This window comes from Sporosarcina sp. A2, assembly GCF_050858885.1.
Classification (GTDB): Bacteria; Bacillota; Bacilli; order Bacillales_A; family Planococcaceae; genus Sporosarcina.
On record NZ_CP193898.1, the window covers coordinates 377,836 to 395,861 of the forward strand.

Sequence of the window (18,026 nt, forward strand, 5' to 3'; positions counted from 1 at the left end):
TTAGATTGCCTTTACTTAGTATAATAGTTCCGATTTTTAAAATAGAAAAGTATCTGCCTCGTTGCATTGATAGCATATTGAGACAGCCATTCAATGATTATGAATTAATCTTGGTAAACGATGGTTCTCCCGATGCCTGTCCAAGTATATGTAATCAATATGCTGAATCTGATAACCGTATAAAAGTTATTCATAAAAAAAACGGGGGACTATCAGATGCTAGGAATGCAGGTATTGAAAATGCTAAAGGTAGGTATCTTCTTTTTATAGATGGTGATGACTACATGAAGGATTTTACACTTGAAAAAATAATGAAGCCATTTAATGGGAGTGAGGATTTGGATATGCTAATTTGTCCTTTAATCAAAACATATCCTACTGGCGAAGAAAAAGTAGATTATTTACCATTAGAAAGTAATTATAAGCTGCTAAATCAAAAGGAAATGCTAGCTAAAATGACTATTAGTAAAACTACTTTTTGGGGGGCAGGAAAAAATATTTATAAAAATTCAATTATTAAAGATAAAAAGTTGTTTTTTCAAAAAGATTTAATTGGAGCAGAGGATTGTGAGTTTTTTATGAAGTATATTCGTTCTTGCCGGAACTTTTATCTAATTAACATTCCAATTGTCCATTATCGTTTAGAACGTGAAGGGTCAATAACCAATGTGATGTCAATGTCAGCTATAACGGGACAACTACATGTTTTCTACGATAACTTTTATTTTTATAAATATGAAAATCAATATGTAGATAGTACGATGCAAGTGTTTTTTGCAAATAAATTTGCGAATACAGTGTCATTGTTATACAACCTTAAGAATAAAGCCGATTATTCTCAAGTTATTGCGTATTTAAACCATCATAAAAACATATTGAAGTATACCAATAATCTGAAATACTCCATAGCAAAAGTTGTATGGTCAATTTTAGGCTTTTATAAGGGTTCAATTCTACTTAGGAAGTTGAATTCCTATAAAAAGGGTTTATCAAAATGAGAGTACACTATAAAGTGAGTGTAATAGTACCTATATATAATGTAGAGGCTTATTTGAGTAAGTGTATAAGAAGTATACAAAATCAAAAACTTAATGATATCCAAATTATTTTAGTAGATGATGGATCAACAGATAAAAGTTTATCAATTTGTAAGGAATACGCAAAAGAAGATAAACGTATTCATCTAATTGAAAAGTCTAATGGTGGAGTATCATCGGCAAGAAATGCTGGTTTAGAGGCTGCGGTAGGAGAATATGTGGGCTTCGTAGACCCTGATGATTGGATAAAAGCTGATATGTATGAAAGTATGTACAACCAAGTTAAAAAAACGGGAACTGAGGTTTGTATTTGTAATTATGTCAATGAATATAAAAATAATTCTGAGGCAATTTCATTAAACATTCATAGTGATGTCCTAGATGGAAAAGATATAAAAAAATTAGTAGCTGATATGGTGGCTCCCGCCACAATAAATAGTAATGAAACAGCAATTATGGGTTCTGTATGGAGAACGTTAATAAGTAATAGATTGATAAAAACAAGTGAAATCAAATTCAATGAAGAAATACATTTAATGGAGGACTTGCTTTTTATTATAGAAACTTTATTAGTATGCAATAAAATTAGTATTGATAATGGATATTATTATCATTATTTTCACAGTTCTAATTCAGCAATGAATTTATATCGAAAAAACTTTTACGCATTAAACTTAAAAGTCTATTACTTGTTAACAAGTATATTGGAAAAAAAACCTATTAATTCAACCTTGTCACATCATATGAACATAAGATACGTTAATATTGGGTTTAATTCTATTGTTAATGAAATAAGAATAGGTAATAAAAAAAGTATTAGAGAAAAACTAACACTCATACATGACGTTTCTCATGATGAAAAAGTTAAAGATATATTAAAATCATTAAATTATGACAAACTTACATTGAGAAAAAGGCTTGTTTTAAAATCTATAATTGAAGGCAAAGTGTTTTTTTTATTTGGTTACTATTCGATAATAGGTGGAATTATAAGAATAAAAAATTCTATGAATAAAGGAGATTATTGATGAAGAAGATAGGAATTCTAACAATCAACGATTACACTAATTATGGAAATAGACTACAAAATTACGCATCACAGGAAGTATTAAATGCACTTGGATTTCAAGTAGAAACTATAATAAATACTACTATGCATTTGGAAAGTAATAATGAAGGTACTTTTAAATTACAAAGGTTGAATAAATTAAGGAACTATTCAGCAATAGAATTAATAAATAAAATGAAATTCAAGATTTTTAGTTTGAGGAATAGTAAAAAGATAATTATAGCTAAAAAAGAAAAACGTAAGAATTTCATTGAGTTCACAAAACATAACATTAAAGAAACCAAGTATACTATATCAGATAATAATATTCCTAATGATCTTACAGTTGAATACGACTTTTTTGTTACAGGAAGTGACCAAGTATGGAATCCAAACTTTGAACGTTTTTCTGGTGTAGACTTTTTAAGTTTTGCACCGAAATATAAAAGAATTGCATATGCTCCGAGTTTTGGTATATCAGAATTACCAACAGAAAACAAGAAACTATATAAAGAATGGTTGTCAGAAATGAGTAGTGTTTCTGTAAGAGAGCAAGCAGGAGCTAAGATAATAAAAGAACTAACTGGAAGAGATGCCGAGGTATTAATAGATCCAACTTTAATGTTAACTAAAGAACAATGGTTATCAATTGCGATGGAATCAGAGTTTAAGCCGAAAAAAAAATATATTTTGACCTATTTTTTAGGGAATCAGACATCTGAAAATAGAAAATCTATAAAGAGAATAGCGCAAATAAATGATCTAGATATAGTAAACTTAGCTGATATCTATGATATCAAACGATATACTGCTGATCCAAGTGAATTTATAGATTATATTAATTCGGCCAGCCTAGTCCTAACTGATTCGTTTCATGGAGCTGTTTTTTCAACATTATTGAAAACTCCATTTGTTGTATATAATCGTGAAGGTTCATTGCCATCTATGAACTCAAGGATAGATACACTAACATCTAAATTTAAATTAGAATCTAGAAAAGCAGAGAATATAGAAAAAAACGAACAGATTCTTAACGCTGATTATTCTCATGTAGATGAGATTTTACAATTTGAAAGAGAGAAAGCTTTAATTTATTTGAAAAATGCATTAGATGTTAAATAATTCATAAAGATTGTAGATGTTTTTAGGAGTCAAATGAAATCTGGAGCAATTTTATCTTACATGTCTATTTTTGTTGAAATTTAGTTGGTGTTTAATATACCCCCAATGTACAAGGTAGACTATTAATTAAGTTATATCTCCATAGGAATCAATATTTGAATACTAAGGTTGTGTTGATAGTGAGCCAAATTAAGATGGGTGCAGTTCTCTCTTACCTAGCACTAATACTTTCTATAATTATTACACTAGTTTTTACCCCTATAATAATTAAAACACTAGGTCAGGCTGAGTACGGTGTTTACTCTTTAATGGCTGCATTTGTTGGTTATTTAACGATTTTGGATATGGGATTAGGAAATGCTATTGTTCGCTATGTCGCTCGAACAAGAGCAAATAACGATCGACAGGAAGAATCAAAATTAAGTGGAATGTTTTTAATCCTGTTCACGGTTTTAGGAGTGCTTGTAGGAATTATAGGAGTTGTCATGTATTATCAAATAGATTTATTATTTGGTGAAAAATTAGAGGCTGAAGAATTAAAGCTTGCTAAACAGATGGCGATTATACTCATTGCAAACTTTGCTATTTCATTTCCTTTAAGTGTATTTGGGGCACTAATACAAGCACATGAAAGGTTTATATATTTAAAGTTAATTGGAATTATTAGATCTGTCATTATTCCATTAGTTACAGTACCGTTACTATTTATGGGGCATGGTTCTGTAATGATGGTAACGATAAGTTCCTTAGTAAACATTGCTTGTCTTTTAATAAATGTAGTTTATTGTTTTAAGAAGTTGAGAATTAAAGTAGGATTCGGACAATTCGACAAAAAATTGTTAAAAGAAATTTTGATTTACTCTAGTTTTATCTTTTTAAATGCAATTATGGATAAAATTTATTGGAGTACTGACCAAATCATTTTAGGGTCTATTAATGGTGCAAATCAAGTTGCAGTATATGCAATTTCTATGCAATTTATTATAATATATATGTCTATTTCAACGGCAATTAGTGGCTTGTTTTTACCAAAAGTTTCAATAATGGATATGAAAGGTGCCGGATCTAAAGAATTTTCGGATTTATTTATAAAAGTTGGTAGAATCCAGGCTCATTTAATGGGATTAATTTTAGGTAGTTTTATAATAGTTGGGCAAATATTTATACATATCTGGGTAGGTGACAGTTATATAGATGCCTTTTATATCGTATTAGTCATCATGATACCGTTGACAATCTCATTGGTCCAAAATACAGGGATTTCAATTTTGCAGGCTAAAAACCTTCATGCTTTTCGATCAGTTGCATTTTTAATTGTGGCGACGTTGAATGTATTTGTGAGTATACCTATCGCTAAAGAATATGGGGCATTGGGAGTTGCAATGATTACTGGAATGACGTTATTCATTAACCAAGTAATTATATTAAATCCTTACTATTATTTTAAATTGAAGATTAATATATTTTCGTTCTGGCGTAATATTTCAAAAAGTATTTTTGTTTTAATAATCTCAATAATAATAACTTTATTTGTAAGGAATATTTTAGCTGTTGATTCTGGAATTATTGAATTGTTATTAATGGGTATAATTTATGCTGTTATTTATTGCAATTTGACCTGGTTTTTTGCAATGAATAAGTATGAAAAAGGTTTAGTAGTTAGTTTGCGTAATAGGAGATAAAAGAAGGATTAAATGAATTGAAGGTGAGTGTATTGATTAATTCGATTTTTGATAAAGTAAAACAAGGCGGATATTGTATCGGTTGTGCTGCATGTACTGTTGTAGAAAATTCCCCTTTCCAAATTAAATTCCAAGAAAATGGTACGTATTCTGCTGAATTGAGTAATTCAAAAGCTTCAGGCGATTTAATTCAACAAAGTATGAGTGTATGTCCTTTTTCTGGTATAGGAAAGAATGAAAAAGAGATAGGGAAATCACTTTATAACGATGCTCCTGCAAATGATGAGTACTTAGGTTTCTATGAAAGTAATTATGCTGGTTTTGTAAATGAAGGTGAGTATCGAAAAGACGGAAGTTCTGGAGGAATGGGAACATGGGTTTTAACCGAACTATTTAATAAAGGACTTGTTGATCGAATTATCCATGTGAAGGAGAATAGTGAAGATTTACTATTCAAATTCGGTGTTTCTGACAATATTGAGGATATTCAAAAGTCAGCCAAGTCAAGGTATTATCCTGTAGAAATGTCGGAAGTTTTAAAAATAGTGAAAGAGCAACCTGGGAATTATGCTATTATCGGTTTGCCATGTTTTATTAAATCTATTCGTCTTTTATCCGAGAAAGAGCCTATATTTAAAGAAAGAATTAAATTCTGTGTAGGATTAGTATGTGGCCATTTAAAGAGTAGTTATTTTGCAGAAATGATGGCTATGCAAGTAGGGTTTAACCAAGAACACTTAAAGACTATTAATTTCCGCCATAAACTTGAAGGTAGAAATGCTGGAGATTATGCTATAAATGTGACAGGTTTTGATGATTCAAATAATTTGAAGGAAGTTATCGCTCCGACAAGAGATCTATTTGGAACTAACTGGGGACATGGGTTCTTTAAATATAATGCTTGTGATTATTGTGATGATGTTTTAGCAGAAACTGCTGATATTACAATTGGTGATGCATGGTTACCTGGATATATAAAGGAAAGTAAGGGAACTAATGTTATTGTTGTGCGAAATAAAGTAATTAATAATTTAATAATGGAAGCTATTCAACAGAATCGCCTACGCTTAGATATTCTAACAGCTGATAAAATTGTTGATTCTCAAGCGGGCGGATTTAGTCATCGACGTGAGGGTCTTTCCTATAGACTTCATTTAAAACAAATGAAAAATGAGTGGTATCCTCAAAAGAGAGTCGAACCGAGTAATAATATTAAGAGAAAACGTAAAAAAATATATAAAGGTAGACTTGATCTAAATAAAGCGAGTTTTGTAGCATTTAAATCAGCTAAGGAAAATAATGATTTTTCAGAGTTTATGTATGAGATGCAGCCAATTGTTAATAAATATAATAAAGTGGCAGCTCCCTCAATCATAAGAAGAATATTGTCAAAAGGAAAAAGATTAATTAGAGGTTAAAAATCACACTCTATTTTATAGAGAAATCGCATATTGTTAACACTTGTCCACAAAAGGCGAACTTGTTAGCTGATCGTAGAATTGCTATGATGAATCATTTTCATTTGTTCTACGATTATTAAAGTGAGAACTAATACTATAGATGTCTAAATACAATTGTATAGGAGATTTTGAATCTATGAACATACTAGTAACTGGTGGTGCAGGTTATATTGGCTCACACACTTGTATTGCATTGTTAGAAGCAGGGCATTCAGTCATTATTGCTGATAATCTTTGCAACAGTAAAAGTGAGACTGTAATGAAAATTATGGATATAGCCGACAAGGAAGTAACTTTTTGTGAGATTGATGTAACGGATGCAGAAGCTGTAGATATTATTTTCAGAAATTACAAGGTTGATGGTGTGATTCATTTTGCTGGCCTTAAAGCAGTTGGTGAATCAGTAGACAAGCCATTAGATTATTATTATAACAACATCGTTAGTACGCTAGTCTTAGCAAAGGCTTGTCAGGAATATGGCGTGAACCGGTTTGTCTTTAGTTCATCAGCAACAGTGTATGGCGATGATAAAGTGCCATTTGTAGAGACGATGGATCTTCTGCCAACCACTAATCCATACGGTGAAACGAAAGCAATGAGTGAGCGGATTCTAACTGATATAACGAATGCAAATCCTGATTTTTCAGTATCACTTCTTCGATATTTTAATCCAGTTGGGGCTCACTGGAGTGGTTTAATTGGTGAAACACCTAATGGCATACCAAATAATCTTATGCCATATGTAACTCAAGTAGCAAAGGGTAAACTTAAGAGTTTACGTGTGTTCGGAAATGACTATTTAACGGTGGATGGAACGGGAGTAAGGGATTATATCCATGTAGTGGACCTTGCCAATGGTCATGTTGCTGCACTAGAAAACCTGACTGAAGGTGTACATATTTATAACTTGGGCACTGGAAAAGGTACTAGTGTACTTGAATTAGTGAAAGCTTTTGAAGAAGCTAATGATATTGAAGTCCCTTATGAAATCGTGGATCGAAGACCTGGAGATATTGCTTCATGCTATGCCGATGCTTCAAAGGCAAAGCGAGAACTAGGATGGGAAGCAAACCTGGATATTATCTCCATGTGCCGGGATGCATGGCGATTTGAGAAGAATTATACAGATTTTGTAGAATCGAAATAGAGTTGTTACCCGCTTGGCTGTGTTATTTGGCAGCTTGGCGGGCTTATTTGTATTGGATTTTAACTTTTGTGCGTTAATTTACCAAGATAGAATTAATTAAAGGGTAGCTCCTCAAATCCATCCTCTTTTAAAACAATAATACTTGTCGCTATATCTAAATGAATAGGTTTAAATTGAATATATTGCTCAGCTAATATTCGTTTATCCATAGCTATCGAGTATTTGGTAATTGGTTTATCATAAACAGCAAGCCTACCAAACCTTAGCAGTAGCTGTTGCCGCCCCATGCCCGTTTGTGGTGGGTACTTACTTACATCTCTCGTATAAAGGAAATCAATATGCCATATTTCTTTTCCCTTAATGGCAACAATGTCTCCGACAGACCCGCGACTACGGCGTTCAATATTATACCCCTGTGAAATTAAGTTTGGAGTTATATGCCTGATCGCTTTATCCTCAAATTCTCTAATATGATCTAGGTGTTGTGATCTTTCCTCTTTTTTTACCACTTTTAAAAGCCTTGCCTGTGCACCGTGCAACTTGAGCACTATTCAGAATTTTTTTGGAGTTGTATCGTACACAGGCAAGGCTCAAAATGTTACAGTCCTTCCGCACATCGGCAGCGCGAGTGTTAAAACACGCCTCGCGATGATGGCCATGAATTCCCAGGCGATTACGGATGTCCTGGAGGGTCGCGAACCTAAGAATAGTGTTTAAATGATTTTTTATCGTGTGTACCGCACAATTCCGAAACCATTCAGACAATCCAGCAGCAACTTAAAAAGCCGTGCCTGTGCACCGCACAAATCAGACGCTATTCAGAATTGTTCTGGAGTTGTGTCGTACACAGGCAAGGCTCAAGAATATGCCATTCTCTGTGCGCTACACAAACAGGTTTTTGTAGATTTTTATTCAATGTAGCTCATCCGTCAGGTCTTTCATTTCGATTTTCACTTGGAATCCTTCGAATGCTTGCAGGAGATGACCGACTACCTCCCAAGTATACGGTTTTCCGTCGATGATGATGAGTGGCGCTTCGCTGTTTGCAGAGTCATAGGCGATCACGCCTTTTATGTGTTTGTCTTTCACATTTGTATATGGCTCACCTGTTAAAAATACTCCAGTCTCGAGATGCGTTTCAGAGAGGTACCTTGTTGTCTTTTCCTTCAGGCGATCGAAAAGTTCATGCTGTTCGGTATCCAGCTTTCCATCCACTGCAATTTCATACCCATATTCCCATCTTTCACGGGCTGTCAGTAAAATCATTGTACCTATGATTTGGCGCTCCACTTCGAAAATATGGCGTAAACCATTTACATCATCTACAGCAAATATGTTCGGCAGCTTAGCAAGGTCCATCCCCAATTCCTCCGCCATCATGGCATTATAACAAGCCATACAGAGCGACTGATTGCCGAACCGTACGCGCACTGTGTCACTTCCACATATTTCACATTCCATTCGAATCCCTCCATTTTACGTTCATCGTATCATACACTAAAAGCGTATGCCTGCGCACCACAGAATTAGGCAAATTACTCAATGTAGCAAAATGTCCAAATTCCCGATTTTAGCTGATTTAACCTATGAAATTCCTAGTATGAAGATTTTATTAGAAATTATTTGTGCTCAAAACAGCATTAATTCAACATTCTTCGCAAATTGGAACTGTTACACAATTCCAATTTGACGTTTTGGCAAGTTCGCTGCGGTCTGATATGCTGACTGGACCAAAGGATGGAAATGAGGTGAGGACGTGGGGCAAGATGTGCTGAGCGTTGGACTAGATGGGATGAAAGGTCATATCGTAAAAGTGGAAGCGAATGTACGAAGTGATAAGGAATCGTGTGTCATTGTTGGATTGCCGGATGCGTCGATGAAGGAATCGAAGGAGCGGATCTTGAGTTGTTTGCATGCGCTTGACCTGGATATGACGATGAAAAAGATTACGATTCATTTGTCTCCGTCGGATAAAAGGAAGACAGGGACTGGTTATGATGGGGCGATGTTGCTTGCGGTGTTACGTGAAATGATTGAAGAGCCGATTCCAATCGATGACAAGATGTGTGTATTGGCATCTTTGTCCTTGGATGGTCGCCTTGTTCCGTTTCACGGGCTTGTCCCCGTCATTCAGCAGGCAGTGTTGCTTGGATTTGAACGGATTATATTACCACCTGTCGATGTTCGATTTCTTGGCGGAACTCTCACTGCTGAATTGGTACCGCTTAGTGATGTGAAGCAATTACTAGGATATTTACGTGGTCAGCTGGCTCTTGAAATGGATACACCGCAACGATTGGTTGAAGAAGAGGATATGACTGAGTTAGTGAGTGCGACTGATTTTTCAAAAGTCCGCGGACATAGAGATGTAAAACGTGTGCTTGAAATTGCAGCTGCGGGTGGTCATCATGTGTTGATGTCTGGTCCGCCAGGTTGTGGGAAAAGTATGTTGGCAGATGCATTTCACACGATTGTCCCAGACTTGCCGAACGAAGAGATGTTGGAAGTGTACAGTGTGTATCATTTGGCAAAAGAAACCCGAGGTTTTTCAGTACGTCCACCATATCGCTCACCCCATCATTCTGCTTCAGCGATTTCTCTTGTAGGCGGAGGTACGTATCCGAAACCAGGTGAGATTTCGCTCGCCCACCGTGGTGTGTTATTTCTAGACGAGCTTGGCGAGTTTTCGCGAAAGACGCTAGATATGTTGCGGCAGCCGATGGAAACAGGGGAAGTTACGATTAGTCGTGTGCGACAATCGGTGACGTATCCGTCTTCCTTCATTTTGATAGGAGCAACGAATCCGTGTCCTTGTGGCTATTTCGGTTCCAATGAACGGTATTGCACGTGCACATCACAGCAAGTGAGGGCTTATCAATTGAAAGCTTCAGGCCCGCTACTTGATCGTCTCGATTTCGTATTGACGCTGAAGAGTGTCGGTCTAACGAAAGAGTCGGCTGCAGAAACTTCCGTAGAAATTCGGTTTAGAACGAAAAAGGCACAGGAATTACAGCGCACTAGATATAAATCAGTTGGTTTGAATGGTAATGTGCCCGGTGCGCTGTTGTTAGCAACTAGCGGATTAACAGTTGCACAAACCCGGAGTTTGCAAGAAGTCTGCTATAAGGAAAAATGGAGCAATCGTACACAAGTGAAACTGATTCGAATTGCACGGACGATTGCGGACTTAGAAGGAACAGAGGCAATTTCAGAAAACGCGATTCAAGAAGCGGTCCACTGGAAACGATTGGCTTCGCTTCATCAGGAAGAACAGCGTAGTCAAGGGTGAGTAGGAAGGGGAGAGGGTGTATCGCTCGAGCTATCAGAAGGAGAGATTGGCGACCGAATGTATACTTTCATGTTGTGATGCGGGGCAATAACCGTGCGAATGTTTACAATGATGAACAAGATAAGTATCATCTAATGCGCTGTATTGGAGAAGCCCATCAACGATTTCAGTTTACGATGGTTGCGTTCTGTATCATGTCGAACCATTTTCATCTATTAATACAATCGGAAGACGAATTAAGTAAGATCATGGCGCGTATTAACCGTCGGTATAGTGATTATTATTCCAAACGTTACCAGCACGTTGGCCGCATTTATCAACGCAGGTATTACGCGAAAGCGGTTGAGAATCCGCACGTGCTGCTCATTATCAGCCGTTACATCCATCGGAATCCGATTGAGACCGTGGTGCCAATGGTCACGGATCTGATTCAATACCCGCATAGCTCTTTTCCCAGTTACCGACAGCCGGAAAATGCGATGCTTCCATATCTCGATCAGATCTTCCTGCCGCAACTGTTAGATATGCCTTATTCAAAAGATGCAAAGGGATATTGCCAGTACTGCTTAGATTCTATTGTGCCAGATAAAGGAGTAGTTGAAGATTGGGTAGTTGGGAGAGAGTTGGAGTAAATAAAAAAGGTACCTGGCCATGAAACTTTCGTTTTTGTTTAAACATTCACGTTTGTTTTGCGCGCAAGTACCTTTAAATTAAACGATCCAATTGAATTCTAGCTTCATGTAATAATTACGAACTCTCCTAAGTGCTCTTTAACTTGGGAGGTTTTTTTTTATTTTACTTGCTTGATGACTCATTATAGGTAAGTGAAATAAGATAGGTGACTGTGCAATAAATAAATAGGTACCTTTAGCTCAAGTTTTAAAAAAAGTACCTGTGCAAGAAACTTTTATATAAAGATTTTGTAAAATGTAGTTGAAATATTGAAAAATAGTTGTATGAATATTCGGTATAATATAAATAACAAAATCCGATTCAAGGGGGAATTAATTTGAATAAGATGCAAAGGCTTAGAAACGGAATGCTTTTTGCGATAGGTATTATGATTCTGGCAGGCTGCTCAACCGGAGAGAAAGGCGTAATTACAGAAGAGGGTAAAGCGAAAGGTAAAGGCGCCAGTTCAGAAGATACGTTAGTTATCGCAAGACTTTCAGATGCGGAAAGCCTAGATCATCATTTTATGGCAACCATTAATGCTGCCAGTGTTACTCATGGAAATATTTATGAAGGATTGGTCGGACGTGATAAAGGTGCGGAACTTCAACCTTTGCTAGCAGATAGCTGGGAACAAATCGATGACACAACTTGGGAGTTTAAGCTTCGCCAAGATGTTAAATTCCATGACGGCACTGACTTTACGGCTGAGGCCGTCAAAGCAACCTTCGATCGTTTATTGGATCCAGCGGTAGGATCTCCAAAAGCAGGTGTATTCTCAATGGTTGAAGAAGTGAAAGTTATCGATGCGCATACTGTTCAATTTCTATTGTCTAAGCCATATTCTCCACTGCTTTCTATTCTGGCAAGCCATGAAAGCGGCATTATCAATCCGAAAGCAATCGAGAAGTTTGGCGGCGATGATATACAGGAACCAAGTGGCACAGGACCATTTAAATTTGAATCGTGGACGCCTGGTCAAAAGATTGTATTAAATCGAAATGAAGACTATTGGGGAACACCAGCAAAAGTAAGTAGAGTTGAATTCAAAGTCGTACCGGAGGAGTCTACGCGTACATCGATGGTTGAATTGGGAGAAGCTCATATTGCAGAACCATTGTCGATTTCTCAACTTGATGCAGTGAATAATTCTAAAAACTCGGAAGTTTACCAAAGTGAAGGATTTGGAACAGAGTATATTACATTCAATGTTGAGAAAAAACCCTTCGACGATGTGAGAGTAAGGAAAGCAGTTTCACACGCCATTGAAATGGATGCGATCCGAAAGGGCGTTTATAATAACGTTGGCGGAGAAGCGAATTCGCTATTGGGTACAAAAGTCTTTGGATACCATGATGGTTTGGAAATTCATGAATACAATCTATCCGAAGCAAAACGACTGCTTGCTGAAGCCGGCTATTCAGACGGTCTCGAAATTAAGCTGACTACAATGGATAATAAGGAGAGAATTGGTTTAGCGGAAGTGGTCCAGTCACAATTAAAAGGAATCGGAATCAAAGTAAACATTGAAGTGTTAGAATATGGAACTTTTGTGGAAACGACACACTCAGGTAATACAGAAATGATCATTACCAGCTGGAGAAACGTGACAGGTGATGCTGACTATAACCAGTACAACCTGATGCATTCAAGTTCAAAAGGAGCAAGCGGCAATACATCGTTCTACGGCAACTCGGAAGTGGATGAATTAATTGAGGACGCGCGCAAAGAATCGGATTCCGAAAAGCGTCTTGAGATGTATGCCAAGGCGCAAGAAATTCAAATGGAAGATGCTGTTTATATTCCAGTTCGGATAATTGAAAACGTGGCAGTGATCTCCAAAGACGTCAGTGGTTTTGCAATTAGTCCATCCGGTTATTTGGAAATCAATAACGTCTCCATAAAATGATATGTACAGAAGGGGTATCCGAGTAGGATATCTCTTCTATACTTGTTAGGTAATAGAACTGAAGTTATAGGAGGAACAACATGTACATATTGAAAAATATCTTACTAGAAACTGGTTATAGTAAAGAAAATAGACAGGTAAAGACAACTGAGACGAAATCGTTTCACTTAAAGATTTCCGATGGTCATATTGCTGAGATACTAAACTTTGAAAATGATCTCCCCAAAGATGTAAAAACGATAGATGGTAAAGGGCTACTTGTCTTACCTTCTTTCAAAGAACAGCACGTTCATCTTGATAAGACTTATATGGGTGAGCCTTGGCGTGCTTGCGTAGCAGCTTCTTCTGTCATCGAGAGAAGTGAAATTGAAAAGAATATTCTTTCGTCAATGGGTACCGGTACCGAAGAAAGAGCGAAAAACTTATTGGATGTTCTGCTATCTCATGGATCGACTTCGATTAGAACCCATGTCGATATCTATCCAGAAGTTGGACTGGCAAACTTGAAAGGTGTGCAGAACGCATTGACTGATTATCAACATAAAGTGGATTCGGAAATTGTAGCTTTTGCTCAGCACGGTTTGCTGCATGGAAATACAGTTCAGCTGATGAGAGAAGCAGTACGTAATGGAGCTGGTTTAGTTGGAGCAGTAGACCCGGCAACAGTCGACTTGAATATCGAATCATCCCTCGTTCAATTAATCGATATAGCAGTTGAAGGAAATGCTGAAATCGATTTACATCTGCATGATCCGGGTCATCTAGGAACATTCACCATGAAGCGTTTAGCTGCCCTGACGATGGAAGCAGGATGGCAAGGTAAAGTCACAATTAGCCATGCTTTTGGATTAGGGGATGTTACACCTGCCGAAGCAAGAGAGGTGGCACAATTATTGAAGGAGGCGGGAGTGTCGGTTATCTCCAGTTTACCTATTGGGAAGACCATTCCGCCAATTAGTCTGCTAGATGATGCTGGAGTACAAGTATCACTTGGCAATGATAACATTTATGATTCATGGTGGCCGACAGGGAATGGAGACATTTTGGAGCGGCTGGGAAGATTAATTGAATTAAATCGTTGGACAGATGAACTTTCCCTGTCTCAATCTTTACGTTTTATAACCAATGGCATTACCCCGCTTACGATGAATGGGGAGCAGGTATGGCCAGCAGAAGGAGACTTAGCTAACTTTGTTCTTGTCGAGGCAAAATGTGCTGCAGAGGCCGTAGCCAGGCGAGCAAAAAGAACAGCTGTTTTTTACAGAGGGTCGCTTGTGGCGGGGGAACTACAATAAAAAACTGAATGAATAGTGATAGAAAAAAGGTACCTGTGCATGAAACTTTCGTGTTTGTTTAAACATTCACGTTTGTTTTACACGCAGGTGCCTTTTGCTTACGTATATAGAGTAACTTCGGTTTCTGCCATTTGTAAAAGCTCCTGCTCTTCTAAAACCTTTAGAAGTTCCATTCCCTTTTGAATCCATGAGGATCCGTTTTTATCTAAACAGTTAAAACATATACCTTTACGTACATAACAAACAGCTAGTTGTAAATACGTTTTTTGATTTTTCGAAAGTAAAATAGCTGTTTCGATCTCTTTCAATGCCTCTACAAAGTATTTTTCTTTTATTAACATTAGAGAAATATTTACACAGAAGTTTATTTTTAATCGCTGTATGTTTTGAAAATCCTTGTATCGTTCGATACTTTTAAATGCTATTTTTTTTATTTCGATCATTGTCTCAAGTGGGAAAAAGTAAAAAATAGAATTTAATAAGTATAAATCAGAAAAGTAAAACTGATTTTTTAAAGATAGTCTTTTCCACACACTTGAAACACTTGTTTGAATCATTCTTTTATCTGCTGTGTATATGAGTAATAATAAACCCTCGGATAAGGACTTAATGTCATTAATTAATTGGTCGTCTTTTTTATCTAAATAGCTTACTGCCATATTTAATAACTCTTTAATACTTTCTTCGTTATTGTAAGAAATCGAGATGAACTTCTTGAAGATTGCATCTTTTTCAGTATAATTGAACCCGTTTTGAATATATAAAACTTCCTCAAAAGTTACTTCTAGATTTTCAAGAACACTGGACAAAGACGAAAAAGTAATATCCGTTTTATTTAACTCGAATTTTGAATAAGCACTTTGGGTCATTACTCCATTTGTTACATACTTTTGTGAATAATCTTTATCACTTCTGATTTTTTTAATAGTGGAACCTACATTTATATTCATTTTTTATCGCTCCCCCGAATAGTCATTTAAGACTTTTATATAATCACTATATCCTATTGGGAGTATTATTACAAAGAGAGGAAATGGTACTACAAAGATAGGAGGTGGCAACCATGTTAGACATATTTATTATGGTACTAGATATATGGTTTATTGGATAATATTTTTGAAACAGATTACAACAAGATTTTAATTAGGTACATAATTAAATGATTGGAGTTATGAAAAAATTGCATTTTAGTTCCGACAGCCAAGTATCATACAATTAAACTAAAGGGAGTTTTGAAAATGAAAAAAACTATTTTAGCCCTAACTTTAACAACAACTATGTTATTTAGCCAAGCAGGTATTGTATCTGCTAATTCGGGTGTAGATGAAATATTAAAACTACAGCCTGATATCTCGGAACAAGAATTGCTACAGGATGTTCGGATGATTGCATCTAATACAGGTCAGTCAGAACAAAGTATTCTTGATCAGATTTATACAGAGTTAAAAAATGATCAAAAAAAGGGCAATAAGGAGAAATCAGAACTATCTGGACGATCTGCTTATGGAGCTACTGGGGGAACTGTAAGTGTTGGTTCTAGTGCAAAAGGAAACTTCTATTATACACCTTCACAAACAGCGTATTTAAATCATGGCCATGTGGGTATGTATTATACTTCAACAACAATTGTAGAATCTGTTCCTTCTGCTGGCGTTCGAACAATTTCAACTACGGCGCGTAAAGTAGATAGCTCAGGAGCTATGGTAAAGTCGGTCACAACGTCTAGTGCAAATCGTACAAATGCTGCAAACTGGGCTAATAGTCAAGTTGGAAAATCATATTCTTATAATTTTGCTACAAATCGTTCAACTGCTCATACTGGAGATAAAAACTGCTCTAAATTAATTTGGTCTGCTTATAAACTAAATGGCGGGTTAGACTTAGATGTAGACGGTGGATTAGGTGTTTATCCGCGTGACGTTAGGGATGCAAAAAGCACTGCTCTAGTAAGAAACATTTAATCTTAACAAACAAGACCGTCTTATTAATTAAAGTCGGTCTTGTTTGTTAATTTGGAGGAACTAAATATGAAGAAAAGAATATTTATAGGTGCTACTTTATTAGTTATCATTATTTTAGTCGTTACTCTTACAAAAGAAAAAAATATCCCTGATACTTCGTTACTGTCTGCTGATGAAATTTCCGGGAAAAATTTATTGGAAAACACGAAGGCAATTATTTATTTATCAACAACAGCTGACCAGGATATTGATAATAAAGGAGTAAGCTATGGGGTTTTTGTACAGGATGATAATTCAGTTCAAGCACTTTCTATGAAAGGACTTGAACTCGGAAGCATTGCAGTAGGCAAAGATCAGATACTATTAGAAGATAAAAATAATATAAATATTATAAGCGACAACATAAAAAAGTTTAAAATGGACACTCCACAATATACAGGTGAAAGAACTGGATATCTTTCGGAAAAAGAGTTATTTTTTAGTATTTATAACAGTGGGTTTGTAGAAGATGGATACAGTTCAGATGTTCGATATGGTGATTCTAAAGGTTTCAATGTAGATAGTATACCTTATTATATTGTTGCTTCCGGAACAACTGAAAACTCTGTTCATATACTTACGCAAGATTTTGATGAAAATAGGTTCTTTTTAAAGGAAGTTACATTTGATAAGGAAGTTAAAGTTAATGATGTAACTACTATCCAATCTGAATCTACTGAAAATATGCAAGTTCTGGCGCCAGTTTTATCGGATGAAAACTATTATTATCTAATTTTATCAACAATTATCAGTGATACTAATGAAGTTGTATCGGTCTATAGGATTAATAAACAAACATTGGAGCAAGATACATTTGAATTAATTAACTACAATAATGTAAATCTAACAGCTACTATTCCCTACAATTACAAAAATTCTGCAACAGTCTATAACAATAAATTATATTATGCTAACGGATTAGGTGAAATATATTCTTTTGAATTGAATACAACAGCTGTCTCAAAAGAATTTAGTCTTAATAAAGTCAATAACTCTAAAGTTCGCAACAATGAAGAAACATACTTTAAAGATGGAAATCTATATGTATTACGGTATAGCCCAGATAAAAAAGAACAATACTATTTAGAATCTTATTCTCTAGAGAAAGGGATTCTATCAGAAACCATTGATATCCATGGTCTTGATACAATCATTAAAAAATCCAAAAACAAAAAAGTTTACTCATATGACTTAAAAATATTAAAGTAAGTAATACAGCTGCTACAGGTAATTATCTATAAGGTTTCTTTAGATTCTTCTTATGAAGTCCCTACCGCTAAATACCCACAAATCCAATAGTCAAAATAACATCTGTCCAATAGGAGGGATGTTTTTTTAGTGAAAGGCACCTGTGCAAGAAACTTT

Annotated in this window: 15 protein-coding genes; 12 read left to right on the forward strand and 3 right to left on the reverse strand. The window is 35.7% G+C overall.

Annotation, left to right across the window (positions count from 1 at the left end):
* Positions 1 to 5: 5 nt before the first annotated feature.
* The 6 genes from ACRPI0_RS01665 to galE all read left to right on the forward strand — a co-directional run bounded on the left by ACRPI0_RS01665 (position 6) and on the right by galE (position 7,496).
* Positions 6 to 998, forward strand: coding sequence for a glycosyltransferase family 2 protein (locus ACRPI0_RS01665; RefSeq protein WP_432354367.1), 993 nt, complete (start codon positions 6 to 8; stop codon positions 996 to 998).
* A complete protein-coding gene (locus ACRPI0_RS01670) occupies positions 995 to 2,065 on the forward strand; it encodes a glycosyltransferase (protein WP_432354368.1) in 1,071 nt (356 codons plus the stop codon). The genes ACRPI0_RS01665 and ACRPI0_RS01670 overlap by 4 nt, the downstream gene beginning before the upstream one ends.
* Positions 2,065 to 3,207: a polysaccharide pyruvyl transferase family protein gene (locus ACRPI0_RS01675; RefSeq protein ID WP_432354369.1), complete on the forward strand. Its 1,143-nt coding sequence runs from the start codon at positions 2,065 to 2,067 to the stop codon at positions 3,205 to 3,207. The genes ACRPI0_RS01670 and ACRPI0_RS01675 overlap by 1 nt, the downstream gene beginning before the upstream one ends.
* A 179-nt stretch (positions 3,208 to 3,386) precedes the next feature.
* Positions 3,387 to 4,889 (forward strand): oligosaccharide flippase family protein, encoded by a 1,503-nt coding sequence (locus ACRPI0_RS01680; protein ID WP_432354371.1) that lies wholly within the window; start codon positions 3,387 to 3,389, stop codon positions 4,887 to 4,889.
* Between the two features lie 23 nt (positions 4,890 to 4,912).
* A complete protein-coding gene (locus tag ACRPI0_RS01685; protein ID WP_432354372.1) occupies positions 4,913 to 6,307 on the forward strand; it encodes a Coenzyme F420 hydrogenase/dehydrogenase, beta subunit C-terminal domain in 1,395 nt (464 codons plus the stop codon).
* A gap of 178 nt (positions 6,308 to 6,485) precedes the next feature.
* Positions 6,486 to 7,496 carry a UDP-glucose 4-epimerase GalE gene (galE, locus tag ACRPI0_RS01690; protein ID WP_432354374.1) on the forward strand — a complete coding sequence of 337 codons (1,011 nt, stop codon included), beginning with the start codon at positions 6,486 to 6,488 and terminating at the stop codon, positions 7,494 to 7,496.
* 92 nt (positions 7,497 to 7,588) lie between these two features.
* Here galE and ACRPI0_RS01695 read toward each other — a convergent pair whose 3' ends face one another.
* Complete coding sequence (locus ACRPI0_RS01695) at positions 7,589 to 8,044, reverse strand: hypothetical protein (RefSeq protein WP_432354376.1); 456 nt, start codon at positions 8,042 to 8,044, stop codon at positions 7,589 to 7,591.
* Between the two features lie 364 nt (positions 8,045 to 8,408).
* Positions 8,409 to 8,957: a DUF7713 domain-containing protein gene (locus ACRPI0_RS01700; protein ID WP_432354377.1), complete on the reverse strand. Its 549-nt coding sequence runs from the start codon at positions 8,955 to 8,957 to the stop codon at positions 8,409 to 8,411.
* 331 nt (positions 8,958 to 9,288) lie between these two features.
* Here ACRPI0_RS01700 and ACRPI0_RS01705 point away from each other — a divergent pair, with 331 nt between their 5' ends.
* The 4 genes from ACRPI0_RS01705 to ACRPI0_RS01720 all read left to right on the forward strand — a co-directional run bounded on the left by ACRPI0_RS01705 (position 9,289) and on the right by ACRPI0_RS01720 (position 14,661).
* Positions 9,289 to 10,785: a YifB family Mg chelatase-like AAA ATPase gene (locus tag ACRPI0_RS01705; protein WP_432354379.1), complete on the forward strand. Its 1,497-nt coding sequence runs from the start codon at positions 9,289 to 9,291 to the stop codon at positions 10,783 to 10,785.
* A 77-nt stretch (positions 10,786 to 10,862) separates the two neighbouring features.
* A complete protein-coding gene (locus tag ACRPI0_RS01710; RefSeq protein WP_432354380.1) occupies positions 10,863 to 11,417 on the forward strand; it encodes a transposase in 555 nt (184 codons plus the stop codon).
* A gap of 386 nt (positions 11,418 to 11,803) precedes the next feature.
* The gene (locus tag ACRPI0_RS01715) at positions 11,804 to 13,366 is read left to right on the forward strand and encodes a glutathione ABC transporter substrate-binding protein (RefSeq protein ID WP_432355857.1); all 1,563 of its coding nucleotides are present in this window, start codon (positions 11,804 to 11,806) and stop codon (positions 13,364 to 13,366) included.
* A gap of 80 nt (positions 13,367 to 13,446) precedes the next feature.
* Positions 13,447 to 14,661, forward strand: a complete 1,215-nt coding sequence (locus ACRPI0_RS01720; RefSeq protein WP_432354381.1) for an amidohydrolase — start codon at positions 13,447 to 13,449, stop codon at positions 14,659 to 14,661.
* A gap of 98 nt (positions 14,662 to 14,759) precedes the next feature.
* Here the strand turns inward: ACRPI0_RS01720 and ACRPI0_RS01725 are convergent, their stop codons facing one another.
* Positions 14,760 to 15,611, reverse strand: a complete 852-nt coding sequence (locus ACRPI0_RS01725) for a helix-turn-helix domain-containing protein (protein WP_432354383.1) — start codon at positions 15,609 to 15,611, stop codon at positions 14,760 to 14,762.
* A 288-nt stretch (positions 15,612 to 15,899) separates the two neighbouring features.
* Here ACRPI0_RS01725 and ACRPI0_RS01730 point away from each other — a divergent pair, with 288 nt between their 5' ends.
* Both ACRPI0_RS01730 and ACRPI0_RS01735 read left to right on the forward strand, forming a co-directional pair.
* Positions 15,900 to 16,622: a YiiX/YebB-like N1pC/P60 family cysteine hydrolase gene (locus ACRPI0_RS01730; protein WP_432354385.1), complete on the forward strand. Its 723-nt coding sequence runs from the start codon at positions 15,900 to 15,902 to the stop codon at positions 16,620 to 16,622.
* Between the two features lie 66 nt (positions 16,623 to 16,688).
* Positions 16,689 to 17,870 carry a hypothetical protein gene (locus ACRPI0_RS01735; protein ID WP_432354387.1) on the forward strand — a complete coding sequence of 394 codons (1,182 nt, stop codon included), beginning with the start codon at positions 16,689 to 16,691 and terminating at the stop codon, positions 17,868 to 17,870.
* Positions 17,871 to 18,026 lie beyond the last annotated feature (156 nt).

Coding starts and splice junctions, on each gene's coding strand:
- ACRPI0_RS01670 (WP_432354368.1), top strand. CDS start 995: ATGAGAGTACACTATAAAGTGAGTGTAATAGTACCTATATATAATGTA.
- ACRPI0_RS01675 (WP_432354369.1), top strand. CDS start 2,065: ATGAAGAAGATAGGAATTCTAACAATCAACGATTACACTAATTATGGA.
- galE (WP_432354374.1), top strand. CDS start 6,486: ATGAACATACTAGTAACTGGTGGTGCAGGTTATATTGGCTCACACACT.
- ACRPI0_RS01700 (WP_432354377.1), bottom strand. CDS start 8,957: ATGGAATGTGAAATATGTGGAAGTGACACAGTGCGCGTACGGTTCGGC.
- ACRPI0_RS01705 (WP_432354379.1), top strand. CDS start 9,289: ATGAAAGGTCATATCGTAAAAGTGGAAGCGAATGTACGAAGTGATAAG.
- ACRPI0_RS01710 (WP_432354380.1), top strand. CDS start 10,863: ATGCGGGGCAATAACCGTGCGAATGTTTACAATGATGAACAAGATAAG.
- ACRPI0_RS01715 (WP_432355857.1), top strand. CDS start 11,804: ATGCAAAGGCTTAGAAACGGAATGCTTTTTGCGATAGGTATTATGATT.
- ACRPI0_RS01720 (WP_432354381.1), top strand. CDS start 13,447: ATGTACATATTGAAAAATATCTTACTAGAAACTGGTTATAGTAAAGAA.
- ACRPI0_RS01725 (WP_432354383.1), bottom strand. CDS start 15,611: ATGAATATAAATGTAGGTTCCACTATTAAAAAAATCAGAAGTGATAAA.
- ACRPI0_RS01730 (WP_432354385.1), top strand. CDS start 15,900: ATGAAAAAAACTATTTTAGCCCTAACTTTAACAACAACTATGTTATTT.
- ACRPI0_RS01735 (WP_432354387.1), top strand. CDS start 16,689: ATGAAGAAAAGAATATTTATAGGTGCTACTTTATTAGTTATCATTATT.